We start from the raw sequence: 13,944 nt of genomic DNA, 5'->3' as shown, positions 1-13,944 counted from the left end.
GCTATTTTGCCTCTGGAACGGTCTTCGCGGCATACAGGCGATTGGCCCGCTGCTCGATGCGCTGGAGTGTCTCGAAGGTTACCGCAAGTTCCTCGGCTCCGATATCTTTCAACAGGCTCGCCCGCACCCGGCGCAGCACCCGGTTGGTCTCCTCCACCTTGGCCTCGCCCGCCTTCGTGAGATGTAGCGTTTTGGCACGCCGATCGGTCGGATCCTCGCGGCGCTCCACCAGCCCTTCAGCCTCGAGCAGGTCGATCAGGCGGACCAGCGAAGGTCCCTCGATGCCCAATTCGTCGGCGAGTACGCCCTGCCGGACGTTTTCGCCCTGGCGTGACAGCACCAGCAGCGGAATCGCGGTCGCATAGGACAGGCCGTGATCGGACAGCGCCTGGTCCGACTCGCGGCGCCAGACACGGCCGAGGCGCGTGATCAGCCGGCCGATCTCGGCGTGGATATGAGCCTGCGAGGGAGCCATGCAAATTAGATAGGACACGAACTATTAGCTTGCAACTATATAGCGCAGCATAGGTCGGACGATCACGCGAAAGCGAACGAGGCAGCACGGTATGGACGCGAGTTCCACGGCAGCGGCGCGGGAGGCGGTTGCGGGCGAAAGCGCGCTGACGCTCGTCCCGACCTTCGTCGTCGTGGCCGTGGATGCCACGGGGATGGGCATCATTCTGCCGCTGCTGCCGTTCTATTCGCAGCGGCTCGGCGCCACGCCATTCATGATCGGCGCGCTGATCTCGGCCTATGCCGTCTGCCAGCTCATCGCCGGCCCCGTGGTCGGCATGCTCTCGGACCGCTATGGCCGCCGGAACGTTCTGGTCGTGAGCCAGATCGGGACCTTCGTCGGCTTCGTCCTGCTCGCGCTCGCCGGCAACCTGACGCTGGTGTTTTTGGCGCGCATCATCGACGGCTTGACCTCAGGCAACATTTCGGTCGCCCACGCCTATGCCGCCGAGCACAGCCCGCCCGCAACGCGCAAGCAGGCGCTTGGCATGACCAGCGGCGCGATCGGAACGGGGCTGCTGGTCGGTCCTGCGCTGTCGAGCCTCCTCGTCCACTACGGGGAAACTGCGCCGGTATGGGCCGCAGCCGCGCTCTCCTTGATCAGCATTCTCGCGACGATCGCCCTGCTTCCGCCGGACCATCCGGCCTCCGAGCCGCTCTATCAGCACCGTGTGCCCGAGCCGACGCTAACCCGCTCCGTGCTCGGCGTGCGCTACGCCTGGCGCCTGCTCGGCCTGCTCATCGTGTTCTTCTTCGTCAACTCGATGTTCCTGTCGCAGATCGGCCTGTTCCTGTCGGCGCGGTTCACCTGGGACGGACATCCCTTCGGCGCGCGCGAGCTCGGCTGGATGTTCGCCTATGCCGGCTTCATCAACATGGTCGTTCAGGGCCTTCTGATCACCCGCGCGAACCTGATCGCTTCCGACCGCAGCCTCGTCATCGCTGCCTTCGCCGGCATGGGGCTTGGATTTGCCGGCCTTGCGGCGGCGAGCAGCATCGGCCTGCTCGCGATCGAGCTGACGCTGATCATCGTCGGCACCATGTTCGCCCGCAGCACGCTGACGGCAGAATTGTCGCGCAGCACCGCGATCAACCGCCAGGGCATGATCATGGGCCTCAATCAATCCTTGATGTCGGGCGCAAATATCAGCGCCCCTCTCGTGAGCGGCGCGCTGATCGGCCATCGGCTCTTCGTCGCCTGGGCGCTGGGGATGGCCGCGATCGCGGCGATTGGCGCTGCGCTCGCGGGACAGTTGCTCGACACCCCGCGGACACGCTAGCGCTCCTGCCTCAGTTCACCGCGTACACGTCCGGATCGAAGCTCGAGCTCGGCTTCTTGAAGGCGTTGCGTAGGGACGGCGACATCGGGACATTGTAGTTGAGGCCGTTCGGTGGCGTCGGCGATTGCAGCCACTTCTTGTAGAGCACCTCGATCTCGGGGCTCGCATAGAGTTCTGCGGTTGCGCGATCGGCCAGCGCCTTGAACGGAGCGTCCTCCCTGCGCAGCATGATCCCGTACGGCTCCGGCTTGGAGAAGGTTTCCTCGCTGATCATGAACAGCGCCGGCTCCTTCGACCGGGCGATGGCGACCGCAAGCTGCACGTCGTCCAGCGCGTAGGCCTGTGCGCGGTCGGTCTCCAGCATCAGGAAGGCCTCGGCCTGGTCCTTGGCCGGCAGGATGTTGATGCCGAGATTGCGCTCGGTGTTGACCTTGGCGAGTTGCGTCAGGTTGACCGATCCCGCCACCGCCGTGACCGACTTGCCCTTGAGATCGTCGATGGTGTTGATCTTTGCAGCCTTCTTGGCGGCGAACCGCGTTGCGCTCAGGAAATGCGTGTTGGTGAAAGCCACCTGTTTCTGTCGATCGGCGTTGTTGGTGGTCGCCGAGCAGTGCAGATCGAGAGTGCCGTTGACCATCAGCGGAATGCGGTTCGACGACGTCACCGCGATGGTGTCCACCGCGATGTCGGGCATGCCGAGCTGCTTCTTCACGGCATCCACGATCTTGAGGCAGATATCCATGGCAAAGCCGACCGGCTTCTGGTTGCCGTCGAGATAGCTGAAGGGAACGGACGCCTCCTGGTAGCCGAGCGTGATCTTCTTCGTCTCCTTGACCTTCTGGAGCGTGCCCGAAAGGTCTTCGGCCGAGGCGGCGCTCACAAGACATGTCACGGCCAGGACAACGGTGGGTAATCGCATCGATTGCTCCTAAAGGGGGCATGGACTCGCGCCATGGTATCGAAGCGCGGGCACGGAGGTGATAGCCCAGCACCGGGACAATCGCCAGACGAGGTTACGTCTACCAGCTATCGCGATTTTCTATGTATGTTCGAGCTGAAATTGGTGACGATGCGCGCGCCCGAGGCCGCGATCATCTCAAGCTCATCAGGGCGCGCGTGAATGCAATGTGCGAGCGTCAGCCGCTCCGAGAGAAGGCCGATGTCGCGGAGCCAGCGCACTGCATGCATGTTTTTTGGACAATTCTGCGATATGATTGCACACAATCTGGTGCTGCCTTCACGCGCAGCCTGCACTAGGCTGCCCCACCTAAATCCGACTCCATGACCACCGAGCCCCCTCTCGACCTGATCTTCCGCAACGCCCTGTTGCGATCATCCGCCGCGCCGGTCGATATCGGCGTGAAGAGCGGCCGGATCGCCGCCATTGCGCCCAGGCTCGCCTGCGAGGCCGTCGAAATCGATGTCGGCGGCCGGATCGCGCTGCCCGGCTTCGTCGATACCCATATCCATCTCGACAAGGCCTGCCTGCTCGGCCGCTGCGGGCACGATCATGGCAGTCTCGGCGATGCCATCCGCGCCGTATCGGCGATGAAGCGCGACTTCACCGCCGAGGATGTCTATGCGCGCGGCGCCAAGGTGATCGAGCGCGCGATCGTGCATGGCACGACGCGCATGCGCACGCATGTCGAGATCGATCCGCGCATTTCCTTGCGCAGCTTCGAGGCGGTGAAGGCGCTCAAGCGCGACTACGCCTGGGCACTCGATCTTTCGCTCTGCGTCTTTCCGCAGGAGGGCCTGACCAACGATCCCGGCACCGAGGAGCTCTTGATCCAGGCGCTGCGCGACGGTGGCGAGGTTATCGGCGGCTGCCCCTATACCGACGCCGACCCAAACACGCATCTCGAACGCATCTTCGATCTTGCCCAGGAGTTCGACGTCGATGTCGACCTTCATCTCGACTTCGATCTCGATCCATCCTGGTGGCACCTCGACGAAGTCTGCCGGCAGACCGAGCGGCGCAACTACGGGGGGCGCGTTGCGATCGGCCATGCCACAAAGCTCTCGGCGCTGCCGCCGGAACGTCTGAGATCGGCCACCGCACAATTGGCGAAAGCCGGTGTCGCCGTCACCGTGCTCCCGGCCACCGATCTCTACCTGATGGGGCGCGAGGCCAGCCACAACGCGCCGCGCGGACTGACGCTCGCTCACAAACTCGCGGGCGACGGCGTCGTGTGCTCGGTCGCAACCAACAACGTGCTCAACCCTTTCACGCCGTTCGGCGATGCCTCGCTGCTGCGGATGGCGAATTTCTACGCCAATGTCGCGCACGCATCCGTCGCCGACTTCGATACGTGTCTCGATCTCGTCACCGAGCTGCCCGCGCGCCTGATGAATCTGACGGACTACGGCATCAAGCTCGGCAATCCCGCCGACCTCGTCGTGCTCGATACACAGGATAGCAGCTTCGCCATCGCCGAGCTTCCGGACATCGTGATGGGGTTCAAGAACGGCCGGAAGACGTTTGAGCGGCCCCAGGTGATCCTGTTTGGTCCCTCCGGCCCGAGCCGCTGCGCCTGATTGCGAGGCGCATTGCGCAGCAGCCAAGGCCGCGCGACTATTGCAGCGATCGACAAAATGAGGACGAACAGGATGGCCTTTGACACGATCTTCCTGAATGCCCGCTTCGACGGCGGCACCACGCATCACATCGCGGTCGAGAGTGGCCGCATCGCCGCGATCACGACCGCCAACGATCATCCCGCCGCGACGGAGACGGTCGACCTCGGCAATGCCTTGGTCGTCCCCGGCTTCGTCGAGGGTCATATCCATCTCGATACCAGTTTCTATGGCGACGCCTGGCGGCCGCACAAGCCATGCACCAACGGCTTCGACGTGCGCGAGCGCGTGGCCTTTCAGGCCCAGAATATGGCGGACGCGGCTCCAATGGACGTTCGCGCCCGCAATCAGCTCGACCTCTGCATCGGGCACGGCTCCACGCAAATGCGCAGCCATGTCATGGTCGACGGCTCAGTCGGCCTGAAGTCACTCGAGACGATTTTGCGCGTGCGCGAGGAATACCGGGGCCTGATCGACATCCAGCTCGTCGCCTTTCCGCAGAGCGGCATTCTGGCGAGCCCCGGGACGCCGCAATTGCTGGACGAGGCCGTCGGGCTCGGCGCCAACGTCGTCGGTGGGCTCGATCCCGCAAGCTTCGACCGCGACGTCGAGAAGCATCTCGATGTCGTCTTCGGCGTGGCGGGGAAGCACGGCGTCGATGTCGACATTCACCTGCACGACAGCGGCACGCTGGGCGCTTTCGAGATCGAGCAGATTGCGGCGCGCACGCGCGCACTCGGCATGGAGGGCCATGTTGCCGTCAGCCATGCCTACGGGCTCGGCGACATCACGCCCGATCATCTTAAGAAGATCGCCGACACCCTCGCCCGCTCCGGCGTCGCCATCATGACGAATGCGCCGGGGGCTCGTCCCTTCCCGCCGGTCCTTACCCTGCGCAGGGCCGGCGTGACCGTCTTCAGCGGCAACGACAACATTCGCGATTCCTGGTGGCCATATGGCGACGGCGACATGCTGCGCCGCGCGGCAACGATCGGATATCGCTCGGGGTTCAATATCGACGAAGAGCTGCGCCTCGCCTTCGATCTCGTCACCGAAGCCGGCGCAAGAGCGCTACGGCTCGAAGGCTATGGCCTGAAGGTCGGCGCCAAGGCCGATTTCGTGACGTTGAATGCGGAGCACGTCCCCGAGGCGGTCGTCGCTTCGCCGCAGCCGCGCTCCGTCTACAAGGAAGGCAAGCTCGTCGCATCGAACGGTAAGATTGTCGGGAAGCGCAAGTGACGGTCGGGCTAACGGCAGGGCGTTGAGGCGCGTCACGTCTTTCGCTCGATCTTCGCCAGGATGCGGTCCGCCTCGGTACGCCAATCGGCGCTGCGGGCGAACTCCTGTGTTCCTTTCATGCCGAACAGACCTTCGTCGGCAAGATCGGCGACCCAGGCTTGTCGCTCGGCGGTGCCCTGCGCCGACCATGGGGTCAGCCCCGCCTCGCGCACGGTCTCGGCAACTTCCCGCACCTCCTCAGCGCGGCGGCGACCGTGCTCGATCACGCGCTGGAAGAAATAGGCGCCCTGCTTCTCCCAATTGATGCCGGGAAAGGTCTCGGCCAGCGAAGCCAGCACGGCATCCTCGACGCCATAGGCGCGCGCAGTCGTAAAGCTCTCGATGACCATGGCCTCCAGGCCCTTGATCATAATGCTACGGCACATCTTGACCGCCGATGAAACGCCAAGTTTGTCGCTCGCGACCTTGGCCGCAAAACCGATCGCATTCAGCAGCGGCTCCAGCTCCTTCGCGCCGGGGCCGCCGAGCAAAAGCGGTACCTTGATGCGATAGGGCGGCACCGAGGTCATCACCGCGCCCTCGACATAGCGCCCGCCGGCGCCATCGATCAGCGCGGCTGCGCACTGCTTGGCGCCGGGCGAAGCCGAGTTGAAATCGAGGAACCAGGTGCCCTGGTTGACCGCGGCAGCGCACGCCTTGGCCACCGGAACGGCCTGACTTGCCGTGACGGCGGAGACGATGAAGTCCGATTTCGCGGTCAGCTCGGCATGCGAACTTGCAAGCGTCACGCCGAATTTCGCTGCATGATCCCTGAGCGGCACGCCCTGCTCGCCGCCGAGCTTGATGTCATAGGCTGAGACCTTGATGCCCTGCTGGCGCAGATCCTCGGCGAGGATCCTGCCGACCTCCCCGTAGCCGACCAGCCCAATCTGCCATCGCCTCGGATCCGTCATCAGTTCAGCCTTCCAGTGGTGTCGTCAAAGAGCTCGTCGACGGCAAGGCGATGCGGGATCAGCGCCTGCTGGAACGCGTAGTCGATGATCAGCTCCAGCGGCTTGCGATTGGCCTCGACCCCGAACGGAACGAGATCGGGCACCGCGGCGGGTCCGATCTGCGTCTTGCTCTGCTTGAGAAGATCATAGATCCCTGCGACGACGTCCGGGTGCGATTTTGCGAGCCGCTCGGTCACGACCACGAGATGGTTGACCGGAACGACGCCCCGGCGCGCGTACCACTTCGCGGCCTCCGCAGCCGGATCAGGGAATAGCGGCTTGAGGCGCGGATCGTTCGAGGTCTCGCCGAGAACGGCGTCGAGCTCGCCATCGAGCAGCATCTGCAGGATCTTCTTGTCCTTCGGCGTCCGCTCCGTGGTGTCGACATATTCGGCGACATGCGGATCCTCGAACGTCACCCAACGGATGCTGTCGAGGTTGACGCCGTAGTCGTTGGCGAGGATGCCCCTGATCCAGGCGCCCGTCGTCGTCGTGAACGAGCGGATGCCGACGCGCTTGCCATCGAGGTCGGAAGGCCCGAGCATTCCGCGCTCCGGATTGTACAGTGCGTACGAATGTTGGAAGCGGCCTAACATGGTCGCGGGCAGCAGCACCAGCGGCTTGCCGTGCGCCTTCGCCATCAGATAGGTGACGATCGCCATCTCGCAGACGTCGAACGCCTGCTCGCGCACCATCGGCTTGAACGCCGTGTTGGTCGGCGTGTACTCGATGAAGTCGAGATCGAAGCGGTCGGAGCGGAGCTCGCCGCTCCTCACCGCCTTGACATGCGCGTGACTGCCGAGCACGGCCTTAAGCTTGAGACGATCCATCCGTCCGCTCCGCTTCTCTTGCCTAGCCGCTCAGGCATCCTCGGGATTGTCGACATAGACGAGCCCGGCTTTCGCCAGAGCCTCGCGCATGTTGTACATGTCGAGGCCGAGCTCACCCGAGGCGAGGCGCTTGCGCTTGCCGCCCTCGTCGGCGTCCCGCCTCTTCGCCTTTTCGGCGACTTCGGCCGCGTAGCGCTTCGGCACCACCACGACGCCGTCATCATCGGCCACGACGATGTCGCCGGGTTCGACGTTGACGCCGGCGCAGACCACGGGAACATTGACCGAGCCGAGCGTGGCCTTGACCGTGCCCTTGGCCGAAACGGCGCGCGACCACACGGGAAACTTCATCTCGTGCAGCGCTTTGACGTCGCGGCAGCCGGCATCGATGATCAGCCCCTGCACGCCGCGCGCCTGGAGCGAGGTCGCGAGCAATTCGCCGAACATGCCGTCGGTATTGTCGGTGGTGCAGCCGACGACGAGAACGTCGCCCTTCCTGCACTGCTCGACGGCGACATGGATCATCCAGTTGTCGCCGGGCTGCGCCAGCACGGTGACGGCGGGGCCGGCAATCGCCGCGCCCGGCCAGACCGGCCGAAGATAAGGCTTCATCAGACCGAAGCGTCCGTAGGCCTCGTGCACGGTGGAGACGCCGTACTCCGCCATTCCGGCGGGATCAGCGCGCTCGATGTTACGAACGACGACCGGCTTCATGCCAGGACCTCCTCGACGGTCGGGAACAGGCGCTGATAGGCCTCGCCATAGGTCATGGGCACGCCGGTGTTGCGGCTGCCCTGGATGCCGCGGTTGAGCGCGACGCGCTCGTAATAGCCCCAGAGATGCTTTTGCGCGGCGAGGATCTGGAACGCCTCGTACTTCTCTTTCCAGACCTCGTCGATCTTGAGGATCAGGTTCGGCTTGAAGTTGCACATCTCCGGCTGATGCGGCTCGAACAGGAAGACCGGCGGCGCTGCGTATTTGTACTGCGCGCCGGGCTTGTGACCCATGGCCTGCGCCACGACGCGGGTCTCCTGCGCGAAATGCGCCGCGCTCGGATGATCGAAATTATAGGGGTCTTCCAGCGCGTGCGTCAGCACGAAGCTCGGATTGAGCTCGCGGTAGATGTCGACCATGCGATCGAAATGCGTCTCGTTGAGCTTCAGCGGATAGTCCCCGCAGTCGAAGAACTCGATCTCCGCGCCGAGCAGTTTGGCCGCCCGCTCAGCCTCGTCCTTGCGGCCGGCCTTGACCGATTCCAGCGTCGCACCCTTCTCCTTCCAGGCAAACTGGCTCTCACCGCGCTCGCCGAAGGACATGCAGACGATCTTCATCCGGTAGCCCTTCTTGGCGTGCAGCGCGATGGCGCCGCCGGCGCGCCAGACGAAGTCGCCCGGATGGGCGGTGATCACGAGACCTGTCTTCATGGGACAAACTCCCCTCTTTCATTCCTTGGCATCATAGGCTCCCTGCTTTGGGCAGGCAGCAGGTTCATCGGGCCGCGGCGACTGCAGGTTCCTCTCCGTCGAGCACGCGCTGCAAGCGCTCGCGGTCGAGCGCGCCCTCCCATTTGGCAATCGCGATGGTCGCAACCGCGTTCCCGATCAGATTGGTCGGCGTCAGCCCCTGTGACATCAGGCGATGGATGCCGAGCACGAGCGCGACGCTGGCAACGGGAATGGTGCCGGTGGCCGAGAGCGTCGCCGCCAGCACGACGAACGCGGCCCCCGCGATCCCCGCCGCGCCCTTCGAGGTGACGAGCAGGATCAAAAGCAACTCGATCTGTTCGGCGAGCCCGAACGGCGTGTTGGTCGCCTGCGCCAGGAACACCGAGGCGGCGGCGAGGTAAAGGCAGGTGCCGTCGAGGTTGAAGGAATAGCCGGTCGGGATCACGAGCCCGACGACGCTGCGCTCGCAGCCGGCCTTCTCCAGCTTCGACAGCATGCGCGGCAGCACGGTTTCCGAGGAGGTCGTGGCAATGCAGATCAACAGCTCTTCCCAGATGTAGCGGATCAGCTTGAACAGGCTGAAGCCGCACAGCCGCGCCACCGGGCCGAGCGCCACGACGATGAAGACCACGCAGGTCAGATAGAAGCCGCCCAGCAGCTTGCCGAGGGAAGCCAGTGAGCCGACGCCGAACTTGCCGACGGTAAACGCGATGGCGCCGAACGCGCCGATAGGCGCGGCCCACATCACGAAGCCGACGACGGCAAACACCATCTTGGCGGCGACATCGATCAGATTGACCAGCGGCGCCGCACGCTCGCCGAGCTGCACCAGCGCGAAGCCGCAGAGGACGGAGATGAACAGGACCTGGAGGATGTTGCCTTCGGCAAAGGCGCCGATAAACGTCGACGGCACAATGTTCATCAGGAACGGCACGAAGCCGATGGCGCCGGTCTGCTTGACGTAAGGCTCGATCGCGCTGGCGTTGATGGTCGCCGGATCGATGTTCATGCCGACGCCGGGCCTCAGCAGGTTGACGGCGATGAGGCCGATCACCAGCGCGATCGTGGTCATGATCTCGAAATAGACGATGGCCTTGACGGCGACGCGCCCCACACGTGCCATGTCTGCCATATGGGCGATGCCGTGCACGACGGTGCAGAAGATGATCGGCGCGATCAGCATCCGGATCGCCTTGATGAAGGCGTCGCCGAGCGGCTGCATCTTCGCACCCGCTTCGGGATTAACGATCCCAAGCGCGATGCCGGCCGCCATGGCGATGAGCACCTGGATCCAGAGCTCCTTCCACCAGGCGCGGCCGCGCGGCTTGTCGATCGCAAGCGCCGTCATGCGTCGAACCCGAACAGGCGTGCGGGATTGCTGACAAGGATCTTCTGCTGGAATTCGGCCTCCGGCGCGAACAGCGGGATCAGGTCGACGAGGTCGCCGTCGTTCGGCATGACCTTGACGTTGGGATGCGGCCAGTCCGTGCCCCAGATGACGCGGTCGGGCGCAGTCTCGACGATCTTTCGCGCGAAGGGCACGGCATCCGTGAACGGCGGACCAGTCGACGACACTCGCTCCGAGCCGCAGATCTTGACCCAGCACTTCTCGTCGCGCTGCATCAGCTCGATCAGAACCTTGAACGGAAGCTGGTCGAGCCCGTCGGAGGCCTTCACCCGGCCCATGTGATCAATGGTGTAGCTCAGCGGCAGCCGGGCCAGCAGGTCGGCATATTCGGGCAGATCGATCGCATCGAAATGCAGGTCGATGTGCCAGCCGAGCGGCGCCACCATGGCGATGACGCGGTCGAACACGCGCTTGTCGGGAACGCCGCCGAGATGACGGACGAAATTGAAGCGGCAGCCGCGAAAGCCGCCCTCGTGCAGCTCACGCAAGCCCCGCTCGGTGATGGTGTCGTCGATATTGGCGACCGCGCGATAGGCCCCATTGCTCTGCGCAATGGCATCGAGCGCGACCGTATTATCGGTGCCGTGCACGCTGGCATTGACGATGACGGCGCGCTCCACGCCGAGCTTGGCATGCAGCGCCCTGAAATCCTCGAGCGGCGCGTCGGGCGGCGTGTAGGAGCGGTCCGGTGCATACGGATATTTCGCGCCGGGCCCGAAGATATGGCAATGCGCGTCGCAAGACAGTTTTGGCAGCTTGAACTTCGGCGTGCGCGTGTTCGGATCGGGCGGCGGAATGGTCGGCGTGTACATCATCGTCATCAGGTGAACTTGAATAGTCGCGCCGGATTGTCGACCAGCAGCTTCTGCTGGACTTTCGCATCGCGCGCATAGAGGGGGATCAGGTCGACGATTTCGCCGTCATTCGGCATGACCTTGACGTTGGGATGCGGCCAGTCGGTGCCCCACAGCACGCGATCGGGCGCGTTGTCGATCAGCGCCTTGGCGAACGGAACCGCGTCGTGGAACGGCTTGCCGGCGCTGGAGGCGCGCTCGAGGCCGGTGATCTTGACCCAGCACTTCTCGTCCTTCTTCTGAAGGTCAAGCAATGCGGTAAAGCCGGGATCGTCGAGCCCCTTGCCGGCCTGGACCGTTCCCATGTGGTCGATCACATAGGGCGTCGGCAGCGCGGTCAGGATAGGCGCGAATTCGGCGATCGTTCCCGGCTCGAAATAGACGTCGACGTGCCAGCCGAGTTCGGCAACGCGATGCACGATGCGCTGGAACTTGGCCATGTCGCCGACGCCGCCGAGGCGCTTCAGGAACGCAAAGCGGCAACCGCAGATGCCGCCCTTGTCCAGCGCCGCGAGTTCGTGATCGGACATCTCGTCATTGACGTTGGCAATGCCCTTATAGGCGCCCTCGCTCTGCGCGATGGCGTCGGTGACGACGCGATTGTCGGTGCCGTGCACGGTCGCATTGACGATCACGCAGCGCTCGACGCCGACCTTCTCGTGAACGCTGCGGAACGCCTCCAGCGGTGCGTCGGCGGTGTTGTAGGGCCGGTTCGGCGCAAAGGGATAGCGGGCTACGGGTCCGAAGATATGGGTATGGGCGTCGCAGGATTTCGGCGGCAGTTTGAACGACGGCGTCTTGGGATCAGGATCGGGCGGGTTGATCGTCGGGATCACCTTCTCGGCGCCTTGCGCGCACGCCTCACTCGCCCAAGCGGCGCCGGCGATCCCGGTCAATAGATGCAAGCACTCCCGCCTGTTCATGTCCTCAACACCCAGTCACATGGTCCGCTTGCGAGCCGAAACGCGACCCGCGCTTCCCCTCGACGGTTTCTTTCAAGTCTTGCTGCTTGCGACCGTGCGCCGTCGGACCGGCGCGGTCTGATCGAGCGCCGGCGCCTGTAACGCGGCGACTGTGGCCCGCACGAGCTGCTCGATGGCACTCGCGGCATCGCTGCCGTCGGCCTCGCCGCGCGACAGGCGCGAGACGCGCTCCGGTGTCACCAGCGAATAATAGAGCGCGCCGAGCAGGAAGTGGCTGCGCCAGACGATCTCGGTGCGCGGAATGTGGGGCAGGCTCTCGTGGATCGCATCGATGAAGGCATGGCTGGTGTCGTCGAAGGTCTGCGCGATGATCCGCCGCGCGACCTCGTTGCCTTCGGCCGACATCACGGCGCGCAGGCGCGTGAAGCGCGCACCGCCGCCGGCAAGATCGCTGCCCGAGGTGAAGGCCGGCACCACATAGGCCCGCACGATCGCCTCGAGCCGGTCCTGCAGATCGCGCACGCGCTTGGCGGCCGCCAACAGCTCGGAACGACGCAGGTTCATCGGCCCGCAATGACGCCGGTAGATCTCCAGCAGCAGGCCGTCCTTAGTCTTGAAATGATAGGTCACGCTGCCGGGATTGGCCCCGGCGGCGTGTGCGATGTCGCGCACCGACACGGCGTTGAAGCCGTTGGTGGCGAACAGCTCCTCGGCCGCCGCGAGGATCGCCTCGCGCATGTTCGGCTTGCGGGCCGTTTCCTTGCTTGTGGGTTTGCGTACCATGTGATTTGTACTATCGTACAAAAGATCAGGTCTCGTCAACAAAAACCATGGGCAACGTCCGGGACGGCTAGAAAAGACCGCCGCTAGGACGCAAATGCCCTTAAGGAGTGCTGGGAAAATGCTGGGTTTGAACAAGAAGATCGGCGGTTTGCTGCTCGGTGCCGGTTTGCTGCTGGCCGGCAGCGCCGCGCAGGCCGACAACTATCCGAGCAAGCCGGTCCACATCCTCGTGCCCTACGCGGCCGGCGGCGCGGTCGATGTGCTCGCCCGCACGCTCGGCCAGGCGCTGGCAAAGACCTGGGGCCAGCAGCCCGTGGTCGACAACCGTCCCGGCGCCGGCGGCATCGTCGCCTCGCAGGCGCTGACGCAGGCAGCTCCGGATGGCTACACGCTGATCCTGGTCGCCAGCGGCCATCCGCTCAACCAGTTCATCTATCCGAGCGTGCCCTACGACACGTTCAAGGATTTTACCGCGATCACCGAGGTCGCCTCGTCCCCGCTCGCGATCGTCGTCGCCAAGGACAGCCCGTACAAGACGCTTGGCGATCTCCTTGCCGCGGCGAAGAAGGAGCCGGACAAGCTCTCCTACGGCATGTCCGGCAATGGCACCTCGGCCCATCTCGCCGGCGAGCTCCTGAAATACATGTCCGGCACCAAGATCGTCGCGATCCCCTACAAGGGCGGCGCGCCGGCGCTGACCGCCGTCATTGCCGGCGAAATCCCGCTCAGCATCAATCCGCTCGCGGAAGCCATCGGCCAGCTCGAAGGCGGCCCGGTGCGCGCGCTCGCCGTGACGTCCGCCCAGCGCTCCAAGGCGCTGCCCGATGTTCCGACCGTCGCCGAGTCCGGCGTGCCGGGTTACGACGTCTCCGTCTGGTGGGGCGTCCTTGGCCCTGCGAAGATGCCGCCGGAGATCGTCTCAAAGCTCGAGACCGACTTGAAGGCGGCGCTGCAGGATCCGGCCGTGCAATCGACGCTCAGCAAGATCGGCGCCGCCCCGGTCGGCTCCTCCGCCAAGGATTTTGACGCCTACATGCACGCCGAGGCGATCAAGTGGGAGCCGGTATTGAAGGCCGCCAACATTCGCGCGCAATGAGACG

The 13,944-nt window shown here is 64.6% G+C and carries 14 protein-coding genes and 1 pseudogene; 4 read left to right on the top strand and 11 right to left on the bottom strand.

Translation table 11 applies throughout. The features are described from left to right. Position 1 precedes the first annotated feature (1 nt). The gene (locus MTR72_RS31805) at positions 2-475 is read right to left on the bottom strand and encodes a MarR family winged helix-turn-helix transcriptional regulator (protein WP_280971012.1); all 474 of its coding nucleotides are present in this window, start codon (positions 473-475) and stop codon (positions 2-4) included. A gap of 91 nt (positions 476-566) precedes the next feature. Here MTR72_RS31805 and MTR72_RS31800 point away from each other — a divergent pair, with 91 nt between their 5' ends. Beyond that, complete coding sequence (locus tag MTR72_RS31800) at positions 567-1,793, top strand: MFS transporter (protein WP_280964494.1); 1,227 nt, start codon at positions 567-569, stop codon at positions 1,791-1,793. Positions 1,794-1,803: 10 nt separating this feature from the next. On the opposite strand, the gene MTR72_RS31795 is transcribed toward MTR72_RS31800, so the two are convergent. Then, positions 1,804-2,712: an amino acid ABC transporter substrate-binding protein gene (locus MTR72_RS31795; RefSeq protein ID WP_280964495.1), complete on the bottom strand. Its 909-nt coding sequence runs from the start codon at positions 2,710-2,712 to the stop codon at positions 1,804-1,806. 113 nt (positions 2,713-2,825) lie between these two features. After that, positions 2,826-2,975: pseudogene (locus MTR72_RS31790) on the bottom strand (amidohydrolase family protein); the annotation flags it as partial. Positions 2,976-3,074: 99 nt separating this feature from the next. Here MTR72_RS31790 and MTR72_RS31785 point away from each other — a divergent pair. Both MTR72_RS31785 and MTR72_RS31780 read left to right on the top strand, forming a co-directional pair. Then, complete coding sequence (locus MTR72_RS31785) at positions 3,075-4,331, top strand: amidohydrolase family protein (RefSeq protein ID WP_280964496.1); 1,257 nt, start codon at positions 3,075-3,077, stop codon at positions 4,329-4,331. Between the two features lie 72 nt (positions 4,332-4,403). Continuing rightward, positions 4,404-5,609, top strand: a complete 1,206-nt coding sequence (locus MTR72_RS31780) for an amidohydrolase family protein (protein WP_280964497.1) — start codon at positions 4,404-4,406, stop codon at positions 5,607-5,609. A 32-nt stretch (positions 5,610-5,641) separates the two neighbouring features. Here MTR72_RS31780 and MTR72_RS31775 read toward each other — a convergent pair whose 3' ends face one another. The 8 genes from MTR72_RS31775 to MTR72_RS31740 form a co-directional block, all read right to left on the bottom strand. Continuing rightward, a complete protein-coding gene (locus tag MTR72_RS31775) occupies positions 5,642-6,562 on the bottom strand; it encodes a DUF1932 domain-containing protein (RefSeq protein WP_445819651.1) in 921 nt (306 codons plus the stop codon). Beyond that, entirely contained in the window at positions 6,562-7,431 is an 870-nt protein-coding gene (locus MTR72_RS31770; RefSeq protein WP_341511763.1) for a hypothetical protein, read from the bottom strand. Before MTR72_RS31770 ends, MTR72_RS31775 begins: the two co-directional genes overlap by 1 nt. Positions 7,432-7,461: 30 nt before the next feature. Then, positions 7,462-8,145, bottom strand: a complete 684-nt coding sequence (locus MTR72_RS31765) for a 4-carboxy-4-hydroxy-2-oxoadipate aldolase/oxaloacetate decarboxylase (RefSeq protein ID WP_280964499.1) — start codon at positions 8,143-8,145, stop codon at positions 7,462-7,464. Next, positions 8,142-8,855 carry a PIG-L deacetylase family protein gene (locus tag MTR72_RS31760; protein WP_280964500.1) on the bottom strand — a complete coding sequence of 238 codons (714 nt, stop codon included), beginning with the start codon at positions 8,853-8,855 and terminating at the stop codon, positions 8,142-8,144. The genes MTR72_RS31765 and MTR72_RS31760 overlap by 4 nt, the downstream gene beginning before the upstream one ends. A gap of 64 nt (positions 8,856-8,919) precedes the next feature. Beyond that, positions 8,920-10,224 carry a C4-dicarboxylate transporter DctA gene (gene dctA / locus MTR72_RS31755; protein WP_280964501.1) on the bottom strand — a complete coding sequence of 435 codons (1,305 nt, stop codon included), beginning with the start codon at positions 10,222-10,224 and terminating at the stop codon, positions 8,920-8,922. After that, entirely contained in the window at positions 10,221-11,105 is an 885-nt protein-coding gene (locus MTR72_RS31750; RefSeq protein ID WP_280964502.1) for an amidohydrolase family protein, read from the bottom strand. The genes dctA and MTR72_RS31750 overlap by 4 nt, the downstream gene beginning before the upstream one ends. Then, a complete protein-coding gene (locus tag MTR72_RS31745) occupies positions 11,105-12,061 on the bottom strand; it encodes an amidohydrolase family protein (RefSeq protein ID WP_280964503.1) in 957 nt (318 codons plus the stop codon). The genes MTR72_RS31750 and MTR72_RS31745 overlap by 1 nt, the downstream gene beginning before the upstream one ends. A gap of 72 nt (positions 12,062-12,133) precedes the next feature. Next, entirely contained in the window at positions 12,134-12,844 is a 711-nt protein-coding gene (locus tag MTR72_RS31740; protein WP_280964504.1) for a TetR/AcrR family transcriptional regulator, read from the bottom strand. 118 nt (positions 12,845-12,962) lie between these two features. Between MTR72_RS31740 and MTR72_RS31735 the strand changes: the two genes are divergently transcribed. Beyond that, the gene (locus tag MTR72_RS31735; protein WP_280964505.1) at positions 12,963-13,940 is read left to right on the top strand and encodes a tripartite tricarboxylate transporter substrate binding protein; all 978 of its coding nucleotides are present in this window, start codon (positions 12,963-12,965) and stop codon (positions 13,938-13,940) included. Positions 13,941-13,944: the final 4 nt, after the last annotated feature.

It is taken from the genome of Bradyrhizobium sp. ISRA442 (assembly GCF_038085055.1).
Classification (GTDB): Bacteria; Pseudomonadota; Alphaproteobacteria; order Rhizobiales; family Xanthobacteraceae; genus Bradyrhizobium.
This window is presented reverse-complemented; position numbering and strand designations above follow the sequence as displayed.

Excerpts from the sequence above, each read along its gene's own strand:
- MTR72_RS31735 (WP_280964505.1), top strand. The coding sequence starts at position 12,963 with ATGCTGGGTTTGAACAAGAAGATCGGCGGTTTGCTGCTCGGTGCCGGT.
- MTR72_RS31740 (WP_280964504.1), bottom strand. The coding sequence starts at position 12,844 with ATGGTACGCAAACCCACAAGCAAGGAAACGGCCCGCAAGCCGAACATG.
- MTR72_RS31775 (WP_445819651.1), bottom strand. The coding sequence starts at position 6,562 with ATGACGGATCCGAGGCGATGGCAGATTGGGCTGGTCGGCTACGGGGAG.
- MTR72_RS31765 (WP_280964499.1), bottom strand. The coding sequence starts at position 8,145 with ATGAAGCCGGTCGTCGTTCGTAACATCGAGCGCGCTGATCCCGCCGGA.
- MTR72_RS31795 (WP_280964495.1), bottom strand. The coding sequence starts at position 2,712 with ATGCGATTACCCACCGTTGTCCTGGCCGTGACATGTCTTGTGAGCGCC.
- MTR72_RS31805 (WP_280971012.1), bottom strand. The coding sequence starts at position 475 with ATGGCTCCCTCGCAGGCTCATATCCACGCCGAGATCGGCCGGCTGATC.
- MTR72_RS31745 (WP_280964503.1), bottom strand. The coding sequence starts at position 12,061 with ATGAACAGGCGGGAGTGCTTGCATCTATTGACCGGGATCGCCGGCGCC.
- MTR72_RS31800 (WP_280964494.1), top strand. The coding sequence starts at position 567 with ATGGACGCGAGTTCCACGGCAGCGGCGCGGGAGGCGGTTGCGGGCGAA.
- MTR72_RS31780 (WP_280964497.1), top strand. The coding sequence starts at position 4,404 with ATGGCCTTTGACACGATCTTCCTGAATGCCCGCTTCGACGGCGGCACC.
- MTR72_RS31785 (WP_280964496.1), top strand. The coding sequence starts at position 3,075 with ATGACCACCGAGCCCCCTCTCGACCTGATCTTCCGCAACGCCCTGTTG.
- MTR72_RS31760 (WP_280964500.1), bottom strand. The coding sequence starts at position 8,855 with ATGAAGACAGGTCTCGTGATCACCGCCCATCCGGGCGACTTCGTCTGG.
- MTR72_RS31750 (WP_280964502.1), bottom strand. The coding sequence starts at position 11,105 with ATGACGATGATGTACACGCCGACCATTCCGCCGCCCGATCCGAACACG.
- dctA (WP_280964501.1), bottom strand. The coding sequence starts at position 10,224 with ATGACGGCGCTTGCGATCGACAAGCCGCGCGGCCGCGCCTGGTGGAAG.
- MTR72_RS31770 (WP_341511763.1), bottom strand. The coding sequence starts at position 7,431 with ATGGATCGTCTCAAGCTTAAGGCCGTGCTCGGCAGTCACGCGCATGTC.